Raw genomic sequence first — 25,819 nt, 5'->3', positions numbered from 1 at the left:
TACCCTTCTCAATGCGTATGCTCTTAATCAATACCGTCTGCATATCGGGAGATCACGTTTGAGCCGATTGGCAGATCAACGACCCCTAAAATACCTACTGAGAAAGAGTACGAGGAGAGTTCCACCTGAGCGTGATGACCAGTATACACGCATAATTCTGTGCTTCACATCTCCATCCGAAACCCTCTTTACTTAAACACCCTTTCCTGATAGCACTATTCTCATCCCCGTTCAGGCCATCGTCTCTCATGATGACAACGGAATCCGTCTCCGAACTTGATGGGCAAGTAGCAATTGTAACGGGAGCATCGTCCGGGATTGGGAAGGCCACAGCCAAGACCCTCGCCTCTTAGGGAGCGAGCGTTGTCCTCGCTGCTCGGCGTGAAGAGGAACTTAATGACCTCGGCACCGAGATCAAGAATGATGGTGACGCGTTCGTCGTCCCGACTGATATTACGGAAGACGACGATATCGACCAGTTAGTCGAAACTAGGACCGATGAGTACGGACACATCGACATTCTCGTAAACAACGCGGGAGTGATGCCTCTCATCAATATTGCAGACGCGGATCGCGAGATACTTCAGACGACTATCGACGTCAATCTCAGTGGTCTGATTAAACTCACGCACGCCGTCATTCCGACGATGCTGGAGCAAGAGAACGGTCACATCGTCAATCTATCCTCAGTCATCGGACGGATCCCGATAGAGAACGGCTCACATTACAATGCGGCGAAAGCCGGTGTGAAGATGTTCGGCGATTCTCTCCGGCTGGATGTTGCACACCAGTGCGAACGTGGCGCTGGTTCGGTGCGTCATCGACGAGCCGACGCCGTTTCGGGCGGCACGCGAGTCGGGAAACCTCGCTCGCTCCCCACTGATACTTCGAGACGGCTGGCTCATCGTCACGTTCACCACGTCCGAGGAGGGCCTCTCCCGGTACAGGAACGAACTGGAGGCGGCGGAAATCTCCTATCATGTCCTCTCGATTACGGCGTCGGAGACGCCGTCGGATCCGCTCACCGACCGCCAGCGGGAAGTACTCACCGCGGCGGTCGAGCACGGCTACTACGAGACGCCTCGGGAGTGTTCGCTCACCGAGTTGGCAGATATCCTCGACGTGACGAAGGGCAGCCTAAGCCGGGTGCTCCATCGCGCCGAAGGGCATGTAATTATTGCGTTCGTCGCACCACGGAACCAGTGACGCCACCGACATGAACGAACTGACCGACCGTCGAACAAACGGCCACGTCTTCTTCCGGCGAATCACGACTCTGGGTCCGGACATCGGCATCGCCGAACGCGTCGTCACTCGTCGATCCCAGTGGAGATGTGTTCTGATTGAATACCAGAGGTGGGACGGACGTCTCCTATGCCGATACCGACCGACTGTTCCGGGACCTGCCGTCGTCTTCATCGAGCCCCCAAGAGATAATCCGCGCCGGTTTGATCTGCATCCACGCCTCGTCGTAGCCCGGTCCGAGGTGGCTCCCCTCCTTGCTGAACGTCTCGGCACGGCCACGTATCTCAATTCCTCGTGGTTGCCACGGGTCGATGCTGGCGAGATCGTCAATGACGAATGCGACGTGCGGGTTCGCTTTCGCATCGCGGAACTTCTTGGTCTCGCCGAAACTATGCCCGCCGATGTGGATGGTATCGGTTTTAGCGTCGTACCTGAAGCCGACGGGCACGACATGTGGTTTGTTCCCTGCGCCGACGGTCGCGAGTCGGCCTAGACGCTGTTCGTTCAGGTACGCGATTTCTTGGTCGGTGAATACGCTCATGGGATTAACTCCTGTTTTAGGACCGCTGAACGATTACAGTTGTTGCCTCCGGACGAGCAGCAGGAACGTTCGGATGTACCGGCAGAGAATGGCTGACCGACACCTAGAAGACTCATTTCGACTGTTCTCCCCACTTCTGGCTGATCTGTCTCAATCTCACGATTCGGCGCGTCTGATTCGATCATCACGACGATACTCCTGTGTCCGCTGCTCGTAGAAGGAAACTTACAGCGGTGACTGTTGTCGTGACGTGCATTACTGCGAGTGTTCCGAGAACGGGCCACGGGGCCGCTGCGAGAAACGCCGGCGGCACGATGAGCGGGATGAACGAGAGGAGTAACACGACGAGTGCAATCCTCAGGAAACCCCGGTCCGGATACTTCGAGATACGTGTGAGGAGACCGTACACGACGGTCGCTCCGAGGACCCCAGCGACCGTCGTGTTAATAACTGGCCCCCACCCGAGTGGTGCGAAACCCCGAGGCACGTCGAGTAGCATGATGGCGACCAGCCGAACGAGTGCGTTCACGACGGTAGCGGTGACTGCGGCGAGCACCCCGTACGTTACGAGACGAGTTACAGTGACGGATGTCGTTCGCTCCGAATCGATCGTCGTTGTCATGGGTGTTCGTCCTGTACTACAATTTGTAGAGCGATATACTATCGAGTTTGAAGTTAATGAGTAACTCATGGCTGTGGAAGCCACTACTAAACTTCGAAGAAACAAGCTATATGACTTTAAATACTACTGTATAGGGTATGGTCGAACCGCCCATCGCCGAAGAGTTCGTGGAAGCGATCCTCTCGAACGAGACACCGCGGAAACCCGGAAGCCAACGTGCACAAGAGGACAATCGCACGATGACCGCGCTCCTCAACCTCCTCGGGAAGAAGCACACTATCGCCATCCTCCACCAGTTCGCGATGGACGGCGGCCCGTTGCGATATTCTGACCTGGAAGACGCCATCGACATCGCGCCGAACACGCTCACGACGCGGCTCAAGGAGCTCACCGACGTCGGATTACTCACACGCGAAGCGTACAACGAGATTCCACCTCGAGTAGAGTATCAGTCGACAGAGAAAGCTCGAGACCTAGCCCCAGTGTTCTGGTATCTGGGCGTCTGGACCGAGCGTCACAACCTCGAATCAGCATCGAGTCACGATTCGGGCATCGATGAATCGCAATCAGAATAGGGATGAACGTGATTGCGAGGAGGAGTAAAATAGGCACCGCTGCTAGGATCACCCAGCCACTCGCCAGGCGAAAGCCTAGCGGGATTGCGAGGAGGATGATGAGCGTGCTCTAGATGATGGCCGTGGTAGCCCTGCCCGCCGTCCACCCGAGGACGATGGCTCGTCGGTTCACGGGCGCGACCAGAATCTCCTTAAGAAAGCCGACGTCCCGATCCGAGAGGATGCCCAACCCGGTGAATGACGCCGAAAACAGGATCGTAAACCCGGCCATCACGGGTACCAGATACTGCACGTACTCGACATCCGCTGGAAGCCCCGGCAGCGCAACCCCGAGAAAGCTAAACGCGAAGAAGCCGAGGATCAACAACGGTGTTGCGAGCCAGCCGACGATCTGCGACCACGACCGAAGATATCGGGTAAGCTCCCGCGTCCAGAGCCCATACATCGCTTGTTTATCGGCCATCATTGCTCCATCACTACCTCTGGGGTGGTGGGTGGTGGCCCGTTCTCGGCGATCGTTCGACCGGTGTGGGCGAGGAAGACGGCTTCCAGGCTTGGTGTTTGCAGGGCGACGGACGTTACCGTCAGGTCGGCTTCGCTCGCCCGAGTGACGAGTGCGGGGATGCGCGTCTGGCCTTCGGTGACCGTCACCTGGACGTCCTAGCCCGTGCAGCGAACTGCGGTGATCCACGGATATGAACCAAGCGTCTCGGCGAGACGCGCCGCCTCTTCGTCGTCCGTAACCGTGAGCGTCACGATGTCGCCAACCAGTTGGGCTTTGAGCGCGCTGGGCATGTCGAACGCGACGATTTCGCCGTGGTCGATGATGACAACCCGGTCACTGAGGGCGTCGGCTTCCTCTATGTCATGGGTCGTCAACAGCACGGTTACGTCCATCTCTTCGTTCAGCTGACGGATGCACTCGCGGGTGGTATGGCGGGTCTGAGCGTCGAACTTGAGCGTCGGCTCGTCAAGGAACAACACGATCGGGTCGTGGAGCATCCCCCGGCCGATTTCCAGCCAGCGTTTCATCCAGCCGAAGTACTGCTCAACGGCTCGATCGCGAACCTTGGCGAGGCCGACAACTCGAGGATCTCCTCGATGCGCTCCTCGTGCATCCGCCGGTCGAAGCCACAGAGCCGGACGTGCAACCGGAGGTTTTCCGCCCCGCTGAGCTGTTCATCCAAGACGGGCTCCTGGAAGACCACACCAATGTTGCGCCGGACGTCGGCCGGGTCCGTGACTCCATCGTGGCCGGCGACGGTTGCGCGGCCGGCCGTTGGCTGGAGGAGCGTGCACAGGATGTCGATCAACGTCGATTTTCCGCCCCTGTTCGGCCCCAAGAGTCCGACTACCTCGCCGCGCTTCATCCGGAAGGATACGCCGTCCACCGCCACGATCCGGTTCTCTCCCTGGGTGTAGACCTTCCGGAGCCCATCCACGGCGAGCACGGAGTTCGTTCTCGGAAATGATTCGTGAGTCATTGTCATGAGTCGTCCTCGATGATTTCGACGGTTCCCTGAGTACCGTCGATCCGGACTCGTTGGCCCGTCTCAATTCGACGGGTTGCTTCGGGCACCGATACCACGGCCGGCAGCCCGTATTCGCGGGCGACGATCGCGCCGTGGCTCATCCGCGTCCCGACCTCCACGACCATGCCCGCCGCATTCAGAAATAGTGGCGTCCAGCCGGGATCGGAGGAGGGCGCGATGAGGATTTCACCGCTTTCGATCGTCTCTTCGGTGGGATCGCGGACGATCCGTGCCGTTCCTTCGACGACGCCGCTCGAAACGCCCGTTCCAACGAGCACCCCATCAGGAACATCCGCACGTTTGATTTGTGCGCTCGGCGCTTCGCCCTCGCTCGTCAGCACTGGTGGCGCGTCCATCGCCGCGTGGCGCTCGAACTCCGTGCGCCGGGCCGGGAGATCGACGTCGATCGACTCACCCTCCAGCGCGGCGAGCAACTCGTCCTTCCGGAGGAACCAGATGTCGTCGGGATCGTCCAGTCGGCCCTCGGCGACGAGCACCTCGCCGGCCTCCCGGAAGGTCTCGTGCCACGCGGCGAAGAGGTGGGCTATCCCCTGTTTGGGATATTCGCGGGTCTGAATGTAACCGCGATACGTTCGGATCAGTTGACGGACGACTCGTTTGCGAAGCGGGCCGAGCAATCCGTGAGCGGCCCGTTCTTCAAGCCGTTCGGCCGCCACGCTCGCTTCCCGTTCCAGATTGTGGAGGTGCGCGCGGTGTTCGCCCGCTTGCTCGTGTTTGAGGTTGGCGCGGACCGTCGCGAGCAGTCCCGAGGGCTCCTCGCGCCACCGCGGGCGGCTGATATCGATCTCGCCGGTCGCCCGGTGGCCGAACTCCTCGAGATAGTCGTTGAGCGCCGCGCGGAACACCTCGCCGCCCTCGCACGCTTCAATCTCATCGAGCGATGCGCCCGCTCGCAGCGCCTCGGCAACCTCGGGATGGTCGCGAGCCACGTCGGCGAGGTCGCCCAGCCCGAGATTGATCCGCGTCACTAACTCATTCGGAAGGCCCTTGGCGACATCGTTGACGTCCTCGGGGGCGTCTGGAAACAGCCCCTGGAGCCACTGCTCCGCCGCCAAGGCGGCATACATCGGGCCAATGGGTGGGAAATTGACGGCCTCTTCCGAGAGTTCGAAGGCGGCGTGCACCCGCTCGACGGGCGTGTCAGGTGCGTGCACCCGGGCCGCGACGTTCCGTCCCCAAGCCGTCCACTTGGTCTCCTCCAGTTGGGGGGGATCCGGCTCACCGACGAACGCGCCGAAAAACCCGGAAGTAATCATCGACGTGATCGGAAGGCCCATCCAAACGCTCCGCCAGATTACGCCAGCGAATCGAGGGAGGGCCGCAAGCGTATCACGCGCCGTCCGTTTGTTCTGGAATTCCTCGCCGCGCCGCGCCAGCAGATCCTCGAAGGCCGCACCGATCGATTCACTCATCGCCGCCAGTTGATCCGGAACCCTCCGCCGAAGGACGCCGATCCGAAGGAGCGTCGTCATATCCATGTAGAGACGTCCCCCGGCCTCGACGAACCACTGCGTGTCGGGGTCCATTCCGAACTCCTCCATCCAAAGGTGAACGTACGCCATCCAGACGTCCCTGACGAGCGGCGGCATCGCCTCGGGCATGGCCTGCGCATGTCCGAAGTTATAGTAGACGTGCAAACGGTCGTCCTCAGGTTCGGGCGATGGCAGCGGGAATAGCGACGTGATCGGCCGGGCCTGCACGATATAAATATCCCCGTCCGCGAGACACCACTCGATGTCCTGAGGACGCTCGAACAGCGCTTCGATCTCCTCGCCCAGTTCCACGAGCATCCGGACCTGTTTGTCCGACAGTACGCGCGCCGAACCGGCCGAATCGAGTTCGACCGTCTCGGTGCCCCCTTCCGAAAGCGGTTGCACGGCGATCTGCTGGTCGCCGACCTCGTAGTCGAGGATCTCGCCGGTCCGCGTCTCGACGCGAACGGCGTCGCCAGTGACGTCGCCTGCCACCAACGCCTCTCCCAGTCCAATCCCGGCCTCGATGGTCGTGACGCGGCGGTTGCCCGTCCGTGGATCGGCGGTGAAACAGATACCCGAGACGTCGGGCGTAATCATCTCCTGAACCACGACCGCGAGCGCCACCTCCTCGTGGGGGATGTCATTGGTAGCCCGATACGCGATCGCGCGATCGGTGAACAGACTCGCCATGCAGGCGCGGACACGGTCGATGATCTCATCAACACCGCGGACGTTGAGGAACGTTTCCTGTTGACCCGCAAAGGAAGCGTTCGGGAGGTCTTCAGCTGTCGCCGAAGAGCGCACTGCATATGCTGTCTCGGACCCGCCTTCGGCCTTAACGTTAGCGAGCGCGTTCTCGATAGCCTCTCGGATAGATGGTGGGACGTCCTGGTTTTCGATACGAGCGCGAAGAGACGACCCTACTTCGGCGAGGGCCTCGGTGTCTGTTGGATCGAGATTTGAGAGATCGTCAAGCAATACGTCGACCGAATTATCGTCGATGAGTTCCCGGTATGCGAGGATCGTCACACAGAGCCCGTCGGGTACTGGAAGTCCGGCTTCGACGAGCCGAGCTAAATTTGCCCCTTTCCCGCCGACGAGTGCACGGTCGGTCGCTGCCGGGTGGTTCAGAGTGACGACGTACGGGTCGTCAACTTCGAGGGATTCCCGGCTGTCGAGGTTACTCATCTGACCCCTCCCAGTGCTCGTCTTCACGTGTCAGTCCTGCTGCAACCGCTGCGACGAGTGTTTCCCGAACCTGTGGATATCGTTCCTCACCGATTTGATCTCTCTGAAGGACGATCCGGCTGACCGCGCGAATCGTTTCCATGATCGTTTCAGGGTCCGGTCCCACGACTTTCCCGTCGTCGTACCAGTCCTCGACATAAGGCTGAAAGAAGCCCATCGAATGAGCACGCTTCTCTGTGAGTTCCTCATCCGGAATGCTATCACGGAGATGGCCGACCTCGCCTTCGGCGAGAACTCGTCGGAGCAGTGGGTTCGACTCGAACTCGTCGAGCGTTTCGTTGAGCAACGCGGTGATAGCCCGCTCCGGGTCGTCGTATTTCTGGACGGACTCACGCAGGAGTCGAGGAATCAATGCCTCGGTGTATTGCTCCAAGATATCGACGTAGAGATCCTCTTTCGAATCGTAGAACTGGTAGAACGTGCCCTTCCCGATCCCGACAGCTTCGGTGAGTTCCGAGATCGACGTTTTTCGGATACCATACTGAGCGAAGAGTTCGTGACCGGTCTCACGGAGCGCTTCTCGGACCTGCTTGCGTTTCTCGTCAGTAAAGGTCGGCATGGGTAGTACTGTGGACTAGTTGTAGGTCGTGTGAGTGCTCCTCTCTACTCCACACACGATGTTGCGATAATCGATCTAGTTTTGACATGATTCCCATACGTTGACCTATGCTATCTGACTATTAGAATTTTTTGGTCAAATAGACACCTTCCCAGCGTGGGTGTCTTTTCACAGATTTTTGGAGGATGGCCATCATGGCGTGGATTTTTTGAAAATCTGGGCCTATTTCAAGACCAGTGGATTCCTAAATCAGTTGCTGACTGCCCTCATTTCCGAGTCCTGGAGATTCACATGAATTTCGCCGCCAACAACAACGTTTTCACTAATCATGGCAGTGGGTTACTGGTTCACTCAGTCACCCAATTGAACGGGGCGAGTTCCTCGCGAGGACTTCTTCGAAGGATTACCGCGTGCGGCTGTTCTATTTCGTGTTCGGGGTGCTGCTACACAATATCTGGCGACTCACCGATTTCCTGTTGAAGACTGGTGTCGGCGGTGAGATGGACTACGCTCCGGTTCTACAGCTGGTGAGTGTGTCGAGTTGGTCTGTTCAGCACTGATCCTGCCGGATTAACGCTTAACGCCGACTTGGGCCGCCCATCGCGAGTGGCGACAATCTGCGAGAGGTCGACTCTTGGGTCTTTTTCGTTCACTTGCTGAGATTGATCCGCGAAGGATAGCTGAGTCCTCACCAATGTGACCCATTCGATCCACGATCAGCTCGGAAAACACGCGAGAATAACCCATCCTCCGAAACTCTGGATCTTCACTCGACATGCAGTAGTTGAGACCGGCGCGCTCAATGCATGGACTCCAGTATTGGTGCGTGATTACTTGATGGACTCGCCGTGAGTATCTCTTTCGACAGCGAACACCAGTGGTGCTCAATCGAAGATCAACAATAGCGGGAGTGTTTCAGTGTCTTGGCTTCTTTCCAAGTTGGTTGTCTCCACGTTCTATGATTTGTCCACCGCAGTCGGGACAAACCCCTTCGGCGGAATCGGAGAGCACTCTAAATTTGAAGACTGCCCACTACTCTAACTTCCGCCGACTTCCGGAGAGCGCCGAAATAGAACGTCGTCTCAGACAACCATTCTCGTATTGACTCGCGTGATCCGGCAGCGTCGTCGGTTCGCAGTCGGGACGCAGTGGATGACACTCGATCACTATCCCGGAACTACCGGCCAGCCGCTCCGCCAAACGAGTCAATCAAGCATGAGCACCTGCTGCAGCAACTGCCCCACCGATGGATTCGACCATTTGTACAATTGACTGATTGCTCGCCGGTTAGACCGGGCGGCCGCGCCGTCCGCTCGCGACGAGTAACGTTCCGACTGCGAGGACGAGGACGCCGACTGCCAACACGACGGGAGGGAGACTACCCGAGAGGACGCCCCCGAACAGCACTAGCGCTCCGACGATCAGCAACGCAACGCCGAGCCAGAGTTGGAGGTTCCTGCCGAGCATAGATGCCATAGGTCACGAACAGCGATAAAGCGATTGGCGGAGTGTGACACGGAATAGAGAACTCTTGATGGATCGAGAGTTCGACAGTCAGCACATCTTGGAAGAAATCGACCAGCGTGGGCTTCAGTATGTCGTACCAAAACGAATGCAGATGAGCGAGTAAGCCCAAGCCCAGCGGTTGCTCCAGTGGGATCAGGATCGGTACGTGACAAACCGGAATTTCCTGCTGAACGACAATGAAAGGCACGAAACAACACTGATCTACCGACGCAGGAACAACTCCGAGTGTACTGATTATCGTCAGTATTCGGTGTTTATGATGAACGGTGATCCGAGACTATTGCGAGAGTACGGCTATCGTTGGGAAATCGAGAGTGGTTATAAGAGCATCAAGCGGTTCATGGCCGCTACAACGTCGAAAAACTTCGTGTTGCGGTTTTTCTACTTCGTGTTTGCGTGTCTGTTGTATTCGATCTGGCGTGCGGTCGATTTACTGGCTCAAGTCGAACTGACCGGCGAATACGACGGATCACCCATTGTGACTGCAAACACGGTCCTAACGTTGCTGAAGCAAACTGGAATCGGGTAGAACAGATTTTGTGGCGGTGAGCACCAGATGGTCAGCGGCAGCGCTGATTCGGCCGGTCGCTAATTCGGGAAGAGTTAGAATCGTATTCGGAATCGATGTCTGAACTCCCGTTTGAAGCGTGAGGAGAAGGGTGAATTGGGTAAACCCGTGCATTTTGACCTTCTATAGCTGCTGTAGTCTCATCTTCCAGTACCACAATTTGATATAGCGAGATATAATTTATAACTTTCTATGAGGCTGATATCCGTCGATATAGGGTTTGAAACGCGCGATTACACTGGAAGTGGTGGTGTCTTCGTTACTTCCGCATTCAGCTCTAAGCGGAAGTAACTCACCCCCGGAACCCCCGTCTCGATCTATGCACATTTCATGGTGCAAATTTGGCGGATTAAGCACTCTACAGCTGGAGAGCAATTTACGTTGCTGAGGAGAGTAGAGCAGGGTATGACCGGTACTGAACGAATGGAACCACTGCCGGCTCTCTTTGTTACCGTGATGAGTATCGGTATCGGATTACTCGTGGGTGGGATTCCTGGTGCTGTGATTGCCCCCATCCTTGGGCTCGCCCTGTATTCGATGACGCTTTCAGAGATTGCCGAAAATGAAGGTGAATAAACGCTCTCTATTCAGCATGAAGGAATCTTCTACCGCCCTCTCCGTCGGCTATTCCAGTCATAATTCCAAATTGCTCTTTTTGGGTTAGATCTGTCTCCCCCCTGTGTCTCGGCTTTTCTGAGGCGATTGTTTTCATTCACTCACACGATCTTGCACGAGGAATCCAGCGACCGCGAAAAGCACGAAGACAAAACTCGCCATCACAATTGCTGAGCTACCCAGGGAGACAACGACTCCGACGAGAAGCGAGGCGATGATCGCGAGGAGAGCAACGATGGCGATGAGGTAAATTTCCGTTCGTTCTGGGGCCATTAGTACGATGCATGTCCGAAAAGCGGAATAAGCTTTCTCCTCGTAAATTACGTTCTATAATAGAAAAAATACTTACATAAGCACAATATAGTTTATGTACTGATAAGTGTCATTGAGCGACGAATGGCCAATTATAGGCCAGGAATCACTACTCCAGAATTTCCTAAGCGGAAGTAGACTACCCCCGGTATCCCCGAATCAATCTGTGTAGTTCGTTGTCCAAAGTTATCGCTCTGAGTAAAGCCCAGCGAATATCCCATAGGGGCCGATTACAAGTCCACCGACCATCCAAATAGTCATATCTCCGATGATGTCCCACGAGCCGAGGAAATACGTATTAGTCAACAGATTCACACCAGCGAATAGAATTAGCAGTATCCCAAATAACTCAATGAGAATCGCCTCTTCGATGGTCATAAAGTTGTCTCCAGTAGACCAAACAATAACCTACCAATAGACGATATTTGATTTAGAGAAAGAAGCACAATCAGTAAAGCAAATTCCTATTTGAATTGGAAATCTATTTACGATCAATGGTTCATTATTGCATGATGTCCTCTACTCGTTCCCCACGTGAATTTGGCCCAATTCAAATAATCAGTACCCCTCTCAGTCATCAATTACTCGGGCTCGTTCTCGCCTTTATCGGAATTTCAATCCTTAGTTGGGCCGTTAATAAGAATACCGTTCCTTCCTCAACGGTAATCTATGCGGTGATAGGCGCGTTTGTATTCTTAAACGGATTGTATCTTGGTGGAGTACGTCTCTGACGGTATGTACGCTCACTGAGGAAAGGATTCACTGACGTTTGAGAGATATTTAATAGGAATTATTAAACATACCATCTTTGTATACTATTCTATTCTCACCCAGAGCTTTTTATACAAAAGAATCTCCACCATGTAATTTTGCAACAGAATACATCTATATTCGTGGGGGTTCATCGGTTAGTAAATGATCACATTAAAATATGAACGAGGAAATAATAACGATTGCTCCAATCTTCTTCTTGGTCGATCCATCGACGGATTATTCTATTAAATCGAGTACTGCTTTACAGCATTCATTTTACCATGTTCTTCCAAAATGACGCTCAAGTGTCATATTCCCTACGTCAAAGCTTACATAATTGAAATCGCCAGTCATTTCGTAATGATCGTGTCCTCCTCCAGAGACAGAACCTATAGCTAAGTCACCACCTCGTACTTCGTCAACAAGTAGGGAGCTAAAGTCTGTCTCTAATGTCCCATCTCCTGGTCTAGCCATACTTCCAGCAGATTCTGCTTGATATTTCCCATCTCCATAGATATCAATTCCACCAACACCAGAACTACTCCTACTTCTTGACATTCTAAATTCAATCGTACCACCCCCTCCGTTCGTAGGCCATGCATTAATTGATTTTATTCTCCCGTTAAAAGTAAATTTGTCGTTACCGGATCCTACGATATTACCACGAATTGTATTCGTAGCATCAGCAGCGTAATCCTCCGACTCACACATACTTTTAACTTTGTCAACATTTCCGGTAGTGATAATTTTGTATTCAATATTGGTGCCTGAACGTGCCTGACCATCTACTAGTAATGTAGATTCCAAGGCACTAGCTGTTCCTACTGCAAAACTTGCCAGGGAACAGGTTGCAATTGAAGTTCCAAAATTTTTCAGCCAATTTCGTCTTGTTTGCTTTGGCATCAAATAACTATTTGCATTATTACTATATAATATTTTCTTTAAAAAAATAATTAATAAAGAATTTACAATTTAAAAGTCCCGCCTCTCTTACTTGCATATCCATTCGGGAAAGCAGAAATATTGCTCCATGTTGCATGATCGTTTTCTTTTATACAGAAATCGACAATATCCGTAGGACAATATCGGAACAGTCCTACTTCCCGCGAATTATACCCGTCTGAGGAAAAATAACCAGATCGATTATGAACCCCTCGGTATGACCAGGGATAAACTTTTTGCCAACCGTCCTAATTAGCTGTTTGACTTCCTCGAACTATGCTTCCATTATTTACCCTATAGCTAACAGTGTGTTTGAACGCCCAAGCCCTTTGACCTCCATTTTTCGTTATACCATAAACCATGTTTTTCGCAAACTCTAACCTACCTGCTTGTGCCGAAATATCATTTTGTTCTTCCACTCTCGTTATTGTGGTTTCAGTTTCCAATCTGATATCACTAAGGGCCTCAAGAACAGCATCTCGTTCTGAGTCTCTTAAGCTGTTAACAGCCTGCTTTTGCTCTTCATAGGATAGAGTAACCATATAGCGGATGAACTCAGTAATTGTACTTTGATCATTTGGATTAACAGACGGAGCATCCGTTTTCTGTTTAGCACTCACAACGTTTATTCCACTTAGACTAGCTAAGCTTGCCCCTGCTAATTTCAACACTTCCCGCCTATTTGTTTCGTTATCTTTAGGCATCCAATTATCCATCATATCTGTATAGTAATAAGCTTTCTGAATACGAATTTACGGATAGTCAATTAAAACTATCTAGAATACAGATACATTATATCTTAATAAACATATCTAGTAATGGGTATACGCTGGATGTTGCTGTAGTCGAAATTGAACCGGAGCTATTCACTATTCGGGAGAGCAACCGGTTTACAGGAGATGGGGAACTGATTTTTCCTTCGCAGGGAGGGTGAGAACCGCCGGTACGCCGTTGCCAGTCGCCGGCTTTCCGACGGAAGGCGGCGATGGCACCGCACAGTCGAACAGCGAATCACGGATATCGCCATCGTCGAGAAAACAGTGTTAGTTGCGCACGGCCCCCGACGAGGCTACAAAAGTGCTCTTCTGGACGATTTGGGCTTTCCGCTGCCATGACGGCAGTGAAATGTGGCGAGTCGATTTCGACGACTACGTCCGGACGATCACTCCGGTCGATGGAAGGATCTTCGCCGCGACGCAGGGTGGCCAAGTTATCGCACTCGAGTGATGAGCGTCACTCGATCACTCGTGGAAGACGTTCTCATGCTGGCTTCACGCTCTCTATTCGGCAAGGAGCTACTCTCCTGCCGCCTAACCTCATAAGCGGTAGTAAAACGATCCGTGACCCCCGAATCAATCTGTGACTAGTCAGTGGCGAATCGTCGATTCCTATCTCCTCTCTGCTCGTTGCCTCTCATGGGTTCGAAATACGTGGTATGCTGTAGCGGTGAATATGTATAGGCCAAAGAGAATGGCGCTCACACCGAGTATCGCAAACACGCAGGGAACCAGCCACTCAGGGTGCGAAACTATCCGACTGAGAGCTGTGAGTGGGTGTGACAGAATATACTCGCCGAAAACCGCCATGTTTCTCCAATTAATGTTCTGTATGACCAAAATTCCTAGTAAACTGATGATGGCAGCGAAGTAGAGTGAGTGGCGGTCTTCATTCATGATTAAAATACGTGCCAACACTAATAAAGTATAGCTTCAATATATATTCACTATTGTTACCTAGTCACGGACAGCTGTTCAGTTCGCCGTGTGGAGTGAGCAAACCGCCAGATTTACTTCCCGCTTTATTCGAGTAGTTCTATTGGCTAGTGCGGACGATCTATGAATCGTATCTGACTGATTCAATCACCCTGTGCGCAATTCGTGGATCTCAGGAGCAGTTTAAGTCTATAGAAGGTATTTACCATAGTAGAGACTGTTTATCGTTATGAATCGTCGAAGATTCCTCCAAATTAGCATTTTAGGAAGCAGTACATTGGGCGGTTGTCTACAAGGGGAACGAAAAGACGAGGATATAGCCTCAAAAAGCTTCAATATAACAGAAGATTCTGTTTTTAACTGCCTTGAAAATTCAGCGATCATCGAATTCCATAGGGATGAAAACAAAATCATTGTTAACGGTCAAATAGAGAGTGGCGGTAGATCCTGTACAAAAACTGTTCTGGAGAGCCCAACGTTCTCAAAGGAAAATGGAATGTTGAAAATAGTCGTAGCAGATAAATCTACAGGGGGTAGCAGTTGTTCAGCAGAGGAGGGGGCTGTTCCGTATCGAGCATCAGTAGTCTTGAAACAGGATTCGCTACAAAAAGTCAATATTATACATAAAGACAAACAAGGAAACGTTCATTTCGACAGAACAGTAAACATGACTGCCACAGATAGTGAAAAGGTAGTCACGAAGAAAATAAAGTGTGAATAGATTTCGTCCGAGAGACTCATGGTCTCTATTCAGTGTGAAGGAATCTTCTACCGCCTAAAATCGCAAGTGGAAGTAGACCATCCCCGGATCCCCTTCTCGATCTCTGCGCGAAGGGTAACCAGGTTAGTATTCTATACTAACATCGGCGAGCGCGTCGAAGAAGTACGAAACCCGCCAGCATAAACCAGGTAGAAGGAGCGTTTGTATTTTTCACTATTTAGGCTACCAAAGAACTAATACGCTCCCCCATGATCATTGGTAACATGGAACTAAGCAGGTCGGCACTATACTTCCGAATATTTCTGTTGAGCCAGTTACTTCTCTGGATCGGACTCCTCCTGCTTGCCTGGTGGATCGGAGGTCTTGTGCTCTAAGCCAGTTCGACCTTGTTTTCCCCACCTCCCTGGAATGCCGGCGTAATTGATGCGCGAATTGTGGGAATGGTCTGTCTTAACCAACAAACGTGGTAGCTAACCCGCCAGCGTTGGTTAAGGTTCTTACCAGCTTGAGATCTTTCAACCCTACAGAGAAAGTATTCAACAAGTCCTTCAAGAGCCGATCGGTCGGCATTTCGATATTTATATTGCTCAACGATCTCACTGTTTCCAGATCAGTCATGGATTCATTTGCTCCGTCGTCGACCGTGGTTGCGGCTCTGAGTACAGAACTGAGCGTAGAAATCTAACGTACAACCAGACGGATATTGGCTATTTAGTCCATTCCCAGCGTCTGAGAATTAGAAACTGGTATTTTTTGCCACGGAGACGTTACTCCAAAATGGTGTTCAGCTATGAACCACGATCCCGACCGCCGCACACTCCTCACCGTCACCGGCGCAACGCTTGCAAGCGCGACCCTGACCGGCTGCCTGTCGTCCGCATCCCCAGGTGGATCCGACAGTAAAACGTCGACCACGAATACTCTGGACAACCCTGATGCGACCATCAAGGTTGGCCCAGAAGGAAATCTAGTCTTCGAGCCGTATCATCTCGAAGTTCGACCGGGCGCCACCGTCCGATGGGTCTGGGAATTCGACAACCACAATGTCGTCGTCGAACGCCAGCCCAAAGACGCCAACTGGGAAGGCTCTCCTGGCTCGAAAACCAAATTGTATGATGCTGGCTTCAGTTTCACACATACGTTTGACATCCTCGGAAGATACGAGTATTACAGCCACCCTGATCAATCTGCAGGAATGATTGGAGAGGTCGTGGTGACCGAATCACCAACTCGAACAACAACGCCAGAGTCGGAAGCTCCTACCGAATCAGAGGAAGAAGAAAACACTGTGCCCGAAGAACCACCCACAGTCATCGATATGACTGGGCAGAGTGAGATAACGGTTGCTGTTGGCCCAGATGGCACGCTCCAATTCGATCCGGCAGCAGCTAGAATCTCCTGTGGGACGGCTGTTACATGGGCATGGGAATCAAACACCCACAACGTCGTCCCCGAGAGCCAGCCTGATGGAGCCAACTGGAAAGGGACGCCGGGCGTGCCGAGCAAGACGTTCGATTCGGGATACACCTACACGCACACCTTCGAGACGGTCGGCGAGTACGAGTACTACTGCCAGCCACACAAATCCGCCGGAATGATCGGAAAATTGATTGTTGAATAATCTACTGGTTTTCTCTTCTCTGCCCTGCTGATGTAAGCGCTCTCCGCAGATTATCGACGACAAACGTGAGATACGAGTCACGCCCATTCGCCCACGAGTCGTGGACTGTTCGATTGGTAACGACCGGCTCCATCTCATGCCGTTGCTGCCAGAATTCCATCGTCATTGATTTATCTAATGTCTTTGATCTGTTTTCATATGAATCTCCCTGCTAGTTGGACGACGGATACTATCGACGCGAATGGGATCGGGTTGCAGTACTACCGAACTGGCAACGGACCGCCGCTAGTCATGGCCCACGGGTTCTCTGACAACGGACGGTGCTGGACACCATTGGCCGCTGATCTTGCAGAGGACTACGATTTGGTGATGTACGATGCCCGCGGGCACGGGCTTTCTGACGCCCCTGAAATGGGTTACGCAATTGAAGATCGGGTTGCCGATCTCGTCGGACTCGTGGATGCACTCTCCCTCGTCGATCCGATTCTCCTGGGACACTCAATGGGCGGGTCAACCGCTGCGTGGACGGCCGCACTGCATCCAGATCTCCCGCGTGCGCTTGTTCTTGAAGATCCCGCTGGAATGTATGGTAATCCGGAGACCGGTCCCGATGAGCGAGCACGGATGGTTCGCGAGAACATCCAGGACTTGGCCACCCAATCGGTCGAAGAGCTTGCATCCGAATATAGCGATTACACTCCAGAGTTGGCCCGCCGTCTCGCAGTCGCAGATACCGAGTGTCGTCCACAAATTGCCGAAATCGCACGTGAGGGATATCCCGAGTTAGAAGACGCATTTGCAGAAATTACGTGTCCAACACTTGTGCTGAAGGCTGACGCAGACCCACAAACTCGGGCAACCGACCTCAGCATCGCCAATGAATTAGACAGTGGGCGCTTGGTTCACATTCCTAATGCCGGCCATTGCATCTTCCGTGATCAATACGACGCAGCCTATGCAGAGTTACGCACGTTCCTCAAAGATGTGTGATTTCCCCGAGAGAAAGGAGGGATGATCTGAAACACAACCGTTCCCGTTTGTCCGACAGGTGAGATCATCGACCATCACCGCTATACGGTCACACAAGAACAATCTCAATCAGCCGAGGAAACTCTATGATCGAAATTCCCAGTAATACTGCCTTGCTCACAATCGACGTTCAGCAGGGCTTCGAGAATTCCATTTGGGGCGACCGAAATAATCCCAACGCTGAAACTCGGATTCAGCAGTTGCTTGAGATCTGGCGTGAACTAGAGCAGCCAATCATCCACGTTCAACATATGTCCCAGGAAGCCGAGTCTCCGCTGCGGCCGAATCAACCGGGCAATGCGTTCAAGCCGGAAACCGCGCCACAGACTGACGAGCCGGTCTTCCAGAAGGACGTGAATAGCGCATTCATCGGAACAAACTTAGAAACATACCTTCGTGAGCGGGAGATTGAATCGCTTGTCATCACCGGTCTGACCACGAATCACTGTGTTTCAACGACCACACGGGTGGCCGAAAATCTCGGCTTTGACTCAATCGTTGTCAGCGACGCTACAGCTGCGTTTGACCAGCAAGGGGCTGATGGGCAAGAATATAGTGCCGAGATAATCCATGAAGTCGCGTTAGCGAATCTTCGTGATGAATTTGCTGTGATCGCGACAACCCATGACATCCAATCATATGTATCATATTAGGTAGATGCTCTCTATTGCTTCGCTCATCGATTAGTATTTCATACTAACCGACGAGGTAGGCTGTTGTACCGGTACTCAGTCAGCTTCTCACCCGCGAGGTGCAGATTATTCGGAAAAGGCGAACTGTTGTCAGTTATGCCCGGTACAAGAACTCGTATCGCCGGTTGTCCCATCACTATGACTCATGGTCAAGGAGTTCACTATTCGGCAATACAAGCCCTCTGACGCTGACCGAGTGTGGACAATACACGAACGTGCCTTGCGAGCATCTCCACTAGAGTTTGTCGAGGATGCACCAGCCGATGCGGATCTCACCAATATTTCCGAGTGCTACCTTGATGTAGGGGGTGAGTTTCTCGTGGGGCTCATAGATGAACAGATAATCGCAATTGGTGGCTTCCAGCCCCAAGAGAATAAGACGGCTGAACTCCGACGGATGCGAGTCCATCCCGACCATCAACAACACGGATATGGAGCACAGCTCCTTGGAACCCTTGAAGAGCGCGCCCGAAAGCAGGGGTTCACTCGAATTGTGTTAGAGACGAATGCGTATCTGAGAGCAGCGCAGAAGCTCTACGAGAACTATGGCTACAAAGAGTCGCATCGAGAGCGTCATCCAATGACCGCTGATGAGTTCATCCACTATCAGAAAGAAATTTGATTCATTACCGTTTCGTCAGTACTGCCTGATAGTAATGTTTCTCGGATGGACGACGGCCGCCACTACGAACTCGAAGTCATGAACGGCAAGGACACAACCGGCAGTTACGACGGTGGCAAGCAACGAGAGACGTGGTTACCGGTCGAGGTCGAGGCAACGATCAATCGCTACGTCCAGCAGGCTGGTCTTCGGGACGACGACCCCCTGATTGGACGGTCGAAACGTACCGTGCAGTACTGGGTTGAGAACGCTGCCGACCAAGCTGCCGACGAAACGGACAACGACGACTATCGGCGCGTCTCAACGCACGATCTCCGCCGCTGCTAGGCGAGCCACCTATTCGTTGAGGAGAACGTATCACCGCGGATTGTAATGGCACTGGGTGGCTGGTCGAGCTATGACACGATTGAGCCGTATCTGGCCGCGACCACTGAAGCGACCAACATCGAGTCGATGAGTACCGTTGAACTGTGAGCGACCAATCAGTATAAACGAAAATTTATCCTATCCAATCCCATTTCGAATACTATGAACGACGAACAACAGCAGATAGAGGATCTTATCGAGAGAAACCGTCCGCCGGAATGGGACAGCCGATATTGGAAGGCATATCAACAATTAGTTGCTGCTTTTTATCAAACGGAGAAAGATGTTCGAGCTGAAGAAGAATATCCCTATCCTCTCAATACCGCCGATGAGAGTGACGATATCGATGTTGTCTTATGGGATAATTCAGGCGCTTTTGAGACCGTTGTCTTAATTGAATGTAAATTCAAGGGTAGAAATATAGACAAGGGAGTTGTTCGAGACCTAGGTGGTTCTATTAGTGATTCAGATGCACATAGGGGTGTTATCATCTCTAAGCAGGGTTTTCAATCCGGAGCGATCAAACGTGCTGAAAGTAAGGGAATCGACCTTTGGATTCTCCGTACAATAGACCCAGAGAACGACTTTGAAGACCTAATCAGGATGATTGAAGCTGAACTTAATATTGAAAACAAACGAATAAATAATAATTCGATTGAAACTCATATTTCTCCTGTGGAGAAGCCGGAAGATTTAGAGTCCCTTCCTGATGGAGAGAGTCGTATTGTCGAACACCACAACTCCCGCTTATACAATTAAGACAAATCTCCTAAACAAAGAACCCTCATTGACATTCTCGATAAGAGGCAAAATGAACGGGATGAGGGTCAATATACGGAAGAATTTGATGATACTCTTCTTCTCATTGACGGATCGTTCTGTAATCTAGATGGCATTTCCTATGAGATCGAAAGCACTACCACACAGACTAAAGTTACTGTTGATGCGCTTGATCTCTATGATCTAGTATTAGAAAATGCCATCACTGGCGAACTGAGGTTCTTCTCTTCTGAAGAAGTCGTTAATGCATTCCTTAGTGGTTGAATTTGCGCTATCCTTTGTATTCAGGATGCACCCATTCTAGACCGCTTCTCCGGGGTTCTAACCACGTTCGGAAGTCGTCAGGCGTGTCGTCGTCGTGTTCGCTCCACACGATCACCCCACGCTTGCTATCGACCTCTCGCTCGTCAAACGGCTTGAGCGACGCCCACGGCCGCGGATTCGCCGAATCTGAATGGTAGAGAACGCGCGACCCGTGATCCGTAACGTCGACGAGATGCTTATGGCTATAGGCGAGTTGCAATACCTTCGACGCCGTGAGTTGTGCGTCATCGTCGGAGACGTCACGCAGATCGGCAATTTATTGGTAGAGTTCTTGAAAATCTCCGTTCGCCCAAACGGGACGAGAGCGTGGTTCATGCGAAGCAGAGCGTCGAGAACGGTATTAGAGCCATGCCATACCCGGCTGAAAGTGAAAGTAACCCCTGGCCAGCGTCTGAACGTTATTCGGAGGTGAACTCACCAAGACCAGATTGTAGTTAAACCAATACACCTACCTATTAATGATTTCAAAAGAGATAGGCTTGACATGCATACTTATTCGACTGACAACCCTTTACGTCCGAAGGTTTTGGGTCTTTTCGGGTTGATCTCCTATCTAATAGTATCGATACTCAATTCCCTCATGCCGGTTCTACAAGAGAATATCGCGGGTTTTCTTCCCACTTCTCCACTAACTTGGGGAGTCGTATTCGGTCTTATTTTTAAAGGGTTCAATTCTCGGGCCTGGAATTGGGATATTTTCCGGGACATCGAGCTTGTAAAGGTGCCTGATTTTAACGGTAAATGGACTGGCTATTATGCTACGAGTTCTCAGGACGTCCCTCAAAGTAAAATCAAGCAAGATTGTACCGTTGAAGGCGACTTGACCCCAGTGAAAGCCGAATTAGATATCAAGCAAGATTGGCGGAATATTTGTGTACATTTCGATCCAGTCACCTCATCCTCATCTGATAGTTGTGCCGCAAGCATTCTAACTCAAGATGGTTACTGGCCTTCTCTTACTTATCAATACAAAAATGAGCCATATCCAGAATCGGATGAAGATATGAAAACACACGATGGTACTGCTGATCTGGATTTAAAACAAGAGGATGGAAAGCAGGTTCTTGAAGGTCACTACTATACTGGTAGTAGTAGAGAAAGCTATGGAAAACTACGCTTTGAACGTATGACTGAAGATTCATAACTCTAATATCTTTGAAGTGGCACACAGTAGCTATGCCGATACCACCTAAAACGCTTGAAAGCTGGAAAGGCTATAGTCAAGCTGCTATCAAAACAGCAAAGAAGACGCATACTCGCATACAAGAGGACATCGGAGACTCCAATTTAGAGGAAAGCTCCCCTCCTAATTCGCTATCGACGCTCAATGTCGATACTCATCTACAGGGATCATATGCAAACTATACTATTGTTCCCGGTACCAGTGACGTAGATGTTCTTGTTTTACTCACTAACTATTTCGAAAGTGACCGAAGTGAGTTGGATAGCGGAGAGGAAACTCAATGGCAGTATGATCACTATCAGGTGCCATACAGTGCTCCAGATTTCCGACAGAATGTTCTAAATGTACTGCGCGATCTTTATGGAACATCCGCCGTTTCAGATGGTGGAAAAGCGATTGAAATCAATAGCGATAGTGATCAGTGTCCGCTTCAGCTTGATGCAGATGTAGTCCCGTGCTTGCTCTATAAATATTATACAGGCTATTCAGAACAACCTGGGGAAAGTATAGATGGAATATATTTTGAAGCAAGTGGAAATAGTATTATCAACTACCCGTTCCACCATAAAGAAAAGAGGAAGGAAATGAACAAAGACGCAAATGGTAATTACATGGAAACTATAAGGATGTTTAAACGGGCAAGGAACTACCTTATTGAAAAGAATGAATTAAGCAAAGATTCTGTGCCTTCGTATTATATTGAATGTTTACTTTCTAATGTAGATCCGGAGTGTTTCCATTCTTCAGATTTGCAAGAAAGATATACTGCTGTGCTCTTGGATATAGTAAATTTAGTAAATGATGGAGAGAAATTCACGGTTCAACATGGTATGAAACCACTTTTCAGTTCTGATGGGAGTGAATGGAATCCTAAAGATGCAGCAGAATTCATTGTATCTGCTACAGATCTCTATGAAAATTGGGATAACTACTGATGATGGCTTGGTATCTTTCTGAGCTCTCGCGATAGCCATCAATATGCACGAACGTGTCTCAATTCTCGAATCTGGAGCGAAAAGTCTGATTCACGATCCCAGCGATTTGCTTCGTCACTGGATTCATGATACTATACTGGTTGCAATTGCGGTCTTCTTGGTTGCTCTCGTTTTATCCGCGTTCCGGCCGCTATCCGTGGATATGATTCTTAGGTGTGGACTCGGTGACGGATAAGCTATTCTGTGGATGAATAGTCCGGGTGAATCCAGTCTAAGCCATTGAGTCGCGGTTCAAGCCACGCCTCGAAGTCGTCCGACTGATCCTCGTCGGTATGACGCCACACGATAACTGCATTCTTGCTGTCCACTTCTCGTTCGTCAAACGGAGCTAACGACGCAAACGCGGGCGGATTCGACGTATCCCAATGGTAGAGTGCTCGCTTACCATCGATAAAGAGACCGACTAATTTCGTGTGGCTGTACGCACGGCTCAGAACTTTGCTTGCCATCAGTTCGGCATCCTCTTGCGATGTATCGCGGAGTTCGGCGATTTCTTCGGACAGCTCCTTAAATAGACAATGTGCACGTGTCTGGATAGCGTCTGTGGTGACTGTCCGCGTGTAGTTCGTGACCACCTGGTGAGGCGCGTATGAAACCAAGTGACATGCCGAAAGTCGTCGATTGGTCCGCTCGTTTGCAGTTGAGGCGGTCGAAGCTACGTATCAAACATTTTTTGGTGGGTATATTAGGTGGGCAACTGAATACCACTGACGCTACAGACGGAAGTCGTTCTTATTAACTAAGCAACAGCTACTATCAAGCTATCGTTTAATGAGGGGAATAACCCGCGTTTGCTCTTTGATAATACCAGCTGACGGTCGCGAAAATATCAGTTGTAGGTTGTCGTTCGGCGGTCGCTTGTGACCTACTCCTGCGCATGGCTAGCAATGGAAGTGAGCACGGCCCTCATAGTATCACTCTTTTGGTAACTTGTTCTTAGTCGCCATTGCGCCGCCGCAATTCCCTCGAGATAGCTATACTCGTCTACTGTTGGTTTGCAAAAGGGTCTATTGGCGATTACCATCAGGATGTTCGGTCTACGGACACGCCGAAAAAATCGAGTCGTCGTCTCTCGCCAGTCAGCGGGTGGTTCCAACGGTTTCGCGAGTCGTGGTGCGGCGGCCTTTTATCCAGCCACCGATGGCACCGGCGATGGCGCCGGGAATCGCATGGGCGACCAGGACGAGCAGTCCGAGTGCGAGTCCCGTGAAGGCTGGGAAGAGACCGGCGAACAGGGCTCCGAACACGGCCCACACGATGAGCAGGACAACTCCTCCGATGACCGTGGCGAGTCCACCGTGGACGGCGCCACGGTCGACACCAACAACCATGTAGCCAGCGACGAAACCGCCGATAAGGCCGGGTAACGCCTGCACGAGTCCCGACATCTCCGTTAGCGGGACGAACCAGGCGACGAGTAGTCCGAGAACGAACGCGGTCAGGAATCCGGTGATTACGGCTCTCCAGTTGATTTTCATGGTCAACTAGAAGTACGCTCCCCAAAGTGATAAATATTCTATAAATTAATCCGTCTTGTTCGTGGTTCCGATTTCCCTTTTCAGTCAGTATTTAGCTAATCCAGTCATCCCGACGAACAATTGTGTAGACAAATCCATTCGGAGATCAGTTCAGTTTTGGTGAGTACTGCCATCCATTGATTGGCGGTGTCGTCAGCCTCAGGATGGCCGTAGCTGAAGTGTACAACCTCCCATGGTGTTCCAATTGTTGCTTCACGAAATCGGTCTCTACTAAACAGCTAGAACAGCAATCAAGCGGAGCGAAATTATCATCCCAACAGAGGAAATTCCTGAAATGGGCGGACACTACGCGGTCATAACTGATACTGAGGGGAACCTAGTCGGGTTCACGTCCGAAGAATAAGTACAAAGCGAAAATACACTAGCGAGACTAGAGTATCCCTATCGGAGTACTGTCCACTCCCATATTTCGAGTTCTCCAAGACGATCAGTGCTCTAACATATTATTGCCAGCAAGGATTATTCTCGATCACTGCCTCTTAGACCACAACCGGCAGTAGATTGTTCGATATAGAATATCCGTCGAATGAGGTGGTTAGGCTGTTGTCGTGGTGGTATTCCAACGGCCGTAGTTGCGTTGTTTGGCTTGTTGTTGTTTGGTCATGAACTCTTGATGTTTGCTAAAGTCGGAATCTGGGATGCGAGCGTAGCCGATACGGACCAAATCCGTGTTGAACATGAAATTCCCGATATAGACGTATGCTTGCAGATGGCCGTCGTCTGTTGCACCCACCTGTGGATCAGAGACGACTGTCACAACCTGATGATCCATTTGGGACTTCGTATAGCGAACTGCCTTCTTGTGGATGGGACCGCTCTCAGGAACACTCACACCGATCAAATCAACAGTGCGGTTCTTCCCACCGTATTTGATTGTGAGTGTTGTCGGATCGATGACCTCGGTAACACGCGCTTGGAAGCGCTCGCTATTCTCTGGAGTATCAATGTTTGCCGTCGTTGGTTGCCGTAGATACGTTGTCTGCGTCCGTGTCTGTGTCTGGGGTTCTGTGGTGGTCGTTGTTGCAGTAGTTGATTCTGCTGTTGTCGTGCTAGCGAGGTCGTCTGAGTTTCTATTCCCGTCATCGTTGTTGTGGCGTCGCTACTACCACCGAATCCAAGACCACCGAGACAGCCTGCGAGGACGATAATCAGGACAAGTCCGAGAAGAGGAAGGGATCGCTGCATACTGGAGACGGTTGCTCTGTTTCGTTCAACATTGGGAGTGCCGAATAATGTCCGGCGGCGAACGGAAACACACTGAGCAGTCTCGTCCGAATAACCGCTGCTGGTTATCAGCTGATAGCCGGCCGAACTCAGTAGATCTCGACTGGAACACCCAGCGCTTCGAAGTCATCGACGTTGTCCGTAAGCACGGCATCGTCGAGGACCTCGGCCATCGCAGCGATGTACGCGTCGTTCAGCCCGACACCGGCGTTCCCTCCCTTGCGGTCGTCTGCAGCGGCGAGTAGTTCGCCCGCCGCCCGAGCGATCTCTTCATCGACCTCGATCCGGGGATAGCCCAGGAGGCGGTTTCGAACCTCCTGCTCGGTCGTATCGCTCCGAGCCATAGCAACACCGTAGTAGGTCTCGGCGACGACCGGAGTGGGCAACCACCCGATGCCTACTGCGACACGCACTCTTGAGTCCGGTGTTCAGTTGGTCGATTTTACTCTTGAGTGTGGCGTTCCTGCAATCGATTGA

29 protein-coding genes and 3 pseudogenes are annotated in these 25,819 nt (G+C 51.7%); 15 read left to right on the top strand and 17 right to left on the bottom strand.

Features of this window, described 5'->3' with window-relative positions; genetic code table 11:
* Positions 1-251 precede the first annotated feature (251 nt).
* Both LIX00_RS18105 and LIX00_RS18100 read left to right on the top strand, forming a co-directional pair.
* Positions 252-785 (top strand): annotated as a pseudogene (locus LIX00_RS18105) (SDR family oxidoreductase); the annotation flags it as partial.
* The gene (locus tag LIX00_RS18100; RefSeq protein ID WP_227355934.1) at positions 778-1,206 is read left to right on the top strand and encodes a helix-turn-helix domain-containing protein; all 429 of its coding nucleotides are present in this window, start codon (positions 778-780) and stop codon (positions 1,204-1,206) included. The pseudogene LIX00_RS18105 and the gene LIX00_RS18100, both read left to right, overlap by 8 nt.
* A 166-nt stretch (positions 1,207-1,372) precedes the next feature.
* On the opposite strand, the gene LIX00_RS18095 is transcribed toward LIX00_RS18100, so the two are convergent.
* Positions 1,373-1,786 carry a PPOX class F420-dependent oxidoreductase gene (locus tag LIX00_RS18095; protein WP_227355933.1) on the bottom strand — a complete coding sequence of 138 codons (414 nt, stop codon included), beginning with the start codon at positions 1,784-1,786 and terminating at the stop codon, positions 1,373-1,375.
* A 184-nt stretch (positions 1,787-1,970) separates the two neighbouring features.
* On the bottom strand, positions 1,971-2,408 hold the full coding sequence (locus tag LIX00_RS18090; protein ID WP_227355932.1) for a DUF6069 family protein: 438 nt from the start codon (positions 2,406-2,408) through the stop codon (positions 1,971-1,973).
* Positions 2,409-2,545: 137 nt separating this feature from the next.
* On the opposite strand from LIX00_RS18090, the gene LIX00_RS18085 reads away from it, so the two are divergent.
* Positions 2,546-2,983 carry a winged helix-turn-helix transcriptional regulator gene (locus LIX00_RS18085; RefSeq protein ID WP_227355931.1) on the top strand — a complete coding sequence of 146 codons (438 nt, stop codon included), beginning with the start codon at positions 2,546-2,548 and terminating at the stop codon, positions 2,981-2,983.
* 109 nt (positions 2,984-3,092) lie between these two features.
* Here LIX00_RS18085 and LIX00_RS18080 read toward each other — a convergent pair whose 3' ends face one another.
* Genes LIX00_RS18080 through LIX00_RS18055 form a run of 6 tightly spaced genes read right to left on the bottom strand, consistent with a single transcriptional unit; the run spans position 3,093 to position 7,818 of the window.
* Positions 3,093-3,446, bottom strand: a complete 354-nt coding sequence (locus LIX00_RS18080; RefSeq protein WP_227355930.1) for an ABC transporter permease — start codon at positions 3,444-3,446, stop codon at positions 3,093-3,095.
* Positions 3,446-3,634, bottom strand: coding sequence for a hypothetical protein (locus tag LIX00_RS18075; protein ID WP_227355929.1), 189 nt, complete (start codon positions 3,632-3,634; stop codon positions 3,446-3,448). The genes LIX00_RS18080 and LIX00_RS18075 overlap by 1 nt, the downstream gene beginning before the upstream one ends.
* A 9-nt stretch (positions 3,635-3,643) precedes the next feature.
* Positions 3,644-3,985, bottom strand: coding sequence for a DrrA family ABC transporter ATP-binding protein (locus tag LIX00_RS18070; RefSeq protein ID WP_227355928.1), 342 nt, complete (start codon positions 3,983-3,985; stop codon positions 3,644-3,646).
* Positions 3,986-4,011: 26 nt separating this feature from the next.
* On the bottom strand, positions 4,012-4,473 hold the full coding sequence (locus tag LIX00_RS18065) for an ATP-binding cassette domain-containing protein (protein ID WP_227355927.1): 462 nt from the start codon (positions 4,471-4,473) through the stop codon (positions 4,012-4,014).
* On the bottom strand, positions 4,470-7,199 hold the full coding sequence (locus LIX00_RS18060) for a phosphoenolpyruvate synthase (RefSeq protein WP_227355926.1): 2,730 nt from the start codon (positions 7,197-7,199) through the stop codon (positions 4,470-4,472). Before LIX00_RS18060 ends, LIX00_RS18065 begins: the two co-directional genes overlap by 4 nt.
* A complete protein-coding gene (locus LIX00_RS18055) occupies positions 7,192-7,818 on the bottom strand; it encodes a TetR/AcrR family transcriptional regulator (RefSeq protein WP_227355925.1) in 627 nt (208 codons plus the stop codon). The genes LIX00_RS18060 and LIX00_RS18055 overlap by 8 nt, the downstream gene beginning before the upstream one ends.
* Positions 7,819-8,186: 368 nt before the next feature.
* On the opposite strand from LIX00_RS18055, the pseudogene LIX00_RS18050 reads away from it, so the two are divergent.
* Positions 8,187-8,392: pseudogene (locus tag LIX00_RS18050) on the top strand (transposase); the annotation flags it as partial.
* A gap of 713 nt (positions 8,393-9,105) precedes the next feature.
* Here LIX00_RS18050 and LIX00_RS18045 read toward each other — a convergent pair.
* A complete protein-coding gene (locus LIX00_RS18045; protein ID WP_227355924.1) occupies positions 9,106-9,285 on the bottom strand; it encodes a hypothetical protein in 180 nt (59 codons plus the stop codon).
* Positions 9,286-9,346: 61 nt separating this feature from the next.
* On the opposite strand from LIX00_RS18045, the pseudogene LIX00_RS18040 reads away from it, so the two are divergent.
* Together LIX00_RS18040 and LIX00_RS18035 are read left to right on the top strand one after the other, a co-directional pair.
* Positions 9,347-9,874 (top strand): annotated as a pseudogene (locus LIX00_RS18040) (transposase); the annotation flags it as partial.
* Between the two features lie 444 nt (positions 9,875-10,318).
* Positions 10,319-10,489, top strand: a complete 171-nt coding sequence (locus LIX00_RS18035; RefSeq protein ID WP_227355923.1) for a hypothetical protein — start codon at positions 10,319-10,321, stop codon at positions 10,487-10,489.
* Positions 10,490-10,621: 132 nt separating this feature from the next.
* Here LIX00_RS18035 and LIX00_RS18030 read toward each other — a convergent pair whose 3' ends face one another.
* From LIX00_RS18030 to LIX00_RS18015, 4 genes are all read right to left on the bottom strand, one after another.
* Positions 10,622-10,801 (bottom strand): hypothetical protein, encoded by a 180-nt coding sequence (locus tag LIX00_RS18030; RefSeq protein ID WP_227355922.1) that lies wholly within the window; start codon positions 10,799-10,801, stop codon positions 10,622-10,624.
* Positions 10,802-11,026: 225 nt separating this feature from the next.
* Positions 11,027-11,218 carry a hypothetical protein gene (locus LIX00_RS18025; protein WP_227355921.1) on the bottom strand — a complete coding sequence of 64 codons (192 nt, stop codon included), beginning with the start codon at positions 11,216-11,218 and terminating at the stop codon, positions 11,027-11,029.
* Positions 11,219-11,869: 651 nt separating this feature from the next.
* A complete protein-coding gene (locus LIX00_RS18020; protein ID WP_227355920.1) occupies positions 11,870-12,496 on the bottom strand; it encodes a hypothetical protein in 627 nt (208 codons plus the stop codon).
* Positions 12,497-12,783: 287 nt separating this feature from the next.
* Positions 12,784-13,239, bottom strand: coding sequence for a hypothetical protein (locus tag LIX00_RS18015; RefSeq protein ID WP_227355919.1), 456 nt, complete (start codon positions 13,237-13,239; stop codon positions 12,784-12,786).
* Between the two features lie 1,237 nt (positions 13,240-14,476).
* On the opposite strand from LIX00_RS18015, the gene LIX00_RS18010 reads away from it, so the two are divergent.
* The 9 genes from LIX00_RS18010 (at position 14,477) to LIX00_RS17970 (ending at position 22,520) form a co-directional block, all read left to right on the top strand.
* Positions 14,477-14,968 carry a hypothetical protein gene (locus LIX00_RS18010; RefSeq protein WP_227355918.1) on the top strand — a complete coding sequence of 164 codons (492 nt, stop codon included), beginning with the start codon at positions 14,477-14,479 and terminating at the stop codon, positions 14,966-14,968.
* A gap of 790 nt (positions 14,969-15,758) precedes the next feature.
* Positions 15,759-16,589 (top strand): plastocyanin/azurin family copper-binding protein, encoded by an 831-nt coding sequence (locus LIX00_RS18005; RefSeq protein ID WP_227355917.1) that lies wholly within the window; start codon positions 15,759-15,761, stop codon positions 16,587-16,589.
* 198 nt (positions 16,590-16,787) lie between these two features.
* Positions 16,788-17,579, top strand: a complete 792-nt coding sequence (locus LIX00_RS18000; RefSeq protein ID WP_227355916.1) for an alpha/beta fold hydrolase — start codon at positions 16,788-16,790, stop codon at positions 17,577-17,579.
* A gap of 125 nt (positions 17,580-17,704) precedes the next feature.
* Entirely contained in the window at positions 17,705-18,271 is a 567-nt protein-coding gene (locus LIX00_RS17995; RefSeq protein WP_227355915.1) for a cysteine hydrolase family protein, read from the top strand.
* 184 nt (positions 18,272-18,455) lie between these two features.
* Positions 18,456-18,932, top strand: a complete 477-nt coding sequence (locus tag LIX00_RS17990) for a GNAT family N-acetyltransferase (protein WP_227355914.1) — start codon at positions 18,456-18,458, stop codon at positions 18,930-18,932.
* 45 nt (positions 18,933-18,977) lie between these two features.
* A complete protein-coding gene (locus tag LIX00_RS26145) occupies positions 18,978-19,259 on the top strand; it encodes a site-specific integrase (RefSeq protein ID WP_368410761.1) in 282 nt (93 codons plus the stop codon).
* Positions 19,260-19,460: 201 nt separating this feature from the next.
* A complete protein-coding gene (locus LIX00_RS17980; RefSeq protein ID WP_227355913.1) occupies positions 19,461-20,057 on the top strand; it encodes a restriction endonuclease in 597 nt (198 codons plus the stop codon).
* 925 nt (positions 20,058-20,982) lie between these two features.
* The gene (locus tag LIX00_RS17975) at positions 20,983-21,546 is read left to right on the top strand and encodes a Cap15 family cyclic dinucleotide receptor domain-containing protein (RefSeq protein WP_438267084.1); all 564 of its coding nucleotides are present in this window, start codon (positions 20,983-20,985) and stop codon (positions 21,544-21,546) included.
* 32 nt (positions 21,547-21,578) lie between these two features.
* Positions 21,579-22,520 carry a nucleotidyltransferase domain-containing protein gene (locus LIX00_RS17970; protein ID WP_227355911.1) on the top strand — a complete coding sequence of 314 codons (942 nt, stop codon included), beginning with the start codon at positions 21,579-21,581 and terminating at the stop codon, positions 22,518-22,520.
* A 236-nt stretch (positions 22,521-22,756) separates the two neighbouring features.
* Here LIX00_RS17970 and LIX00_RS17965 read toward each other — a convergent pair whose 3' ends face one another.
* The 4 genes from LIX00_RS17965 to LIX00_RS17950 all read right to left on the bottom strand — a co-directional run bounded on the left by LIX00_RS17965 (position 22,757) and on the right by LIX00_RS17950 (position 25,755).
* A complete protein-coding gene (locus LIX00_RS17965; protein WP_227355910.1) occupies positions 22,757-23,155 on the bottom strand; it encodes a hypothetical protein in 399 nt (132 codons plus the stop codon).
* A gap of 504 nt (positions 23,156-23,659) precedes the next feature.
* On the bottom strand, positions 23,660-24,058 hold the full coding sequence (locus LIX00_RS17960; protein ID WP_227355909.1) for a DUF5518 domain-containing protein: 399 nt from the start codon (positions 24,056-24,058) through the stop codon (positions 23,660-23,662).
* Between the two features lie 595 nt (positions 24,059-24,653).
* Positions 24,654-24,959, bottom strand: a complete 306-nt coding sequence (locus LIX00_RS17955) for a thermonuclease family protein (RefSeq protein ID WP_255679359.1) — start codon at positions 24,957-24,959, stop codon at positions 24,654-24,656.
* A gap of 472 nt (positions 24,960-25,431) precedes the next feature.
* The gene (locus LIX00_RS17950) at positions 25,432-25,755 is read right to left on the bottom strand and encodes a type II toxin-antitoxin system VapC family toxin (RefSeq protein WP_227355907.1); all 324 of its coding nucleotides are present in this window, start codon (positions 25,753-25,755) and stop codon (positions 25,432-25,434) included.
* Between the last annotated feature and the right edge of the window lie 64 nt (positions 25,756-25,819).

It is taken from the genome of Haladaptatus salinisoli, assembly GCF_020614375.1.
GTDB lineage: Archaea > Halobacteriota > Halobacteria > Halobacteriales > Haladaptataceae > Haladaptatus > Haladaptatus salinisoli.
This window is presented reverse-complemented; position numbering and strand designations above follow the sequence as displayed.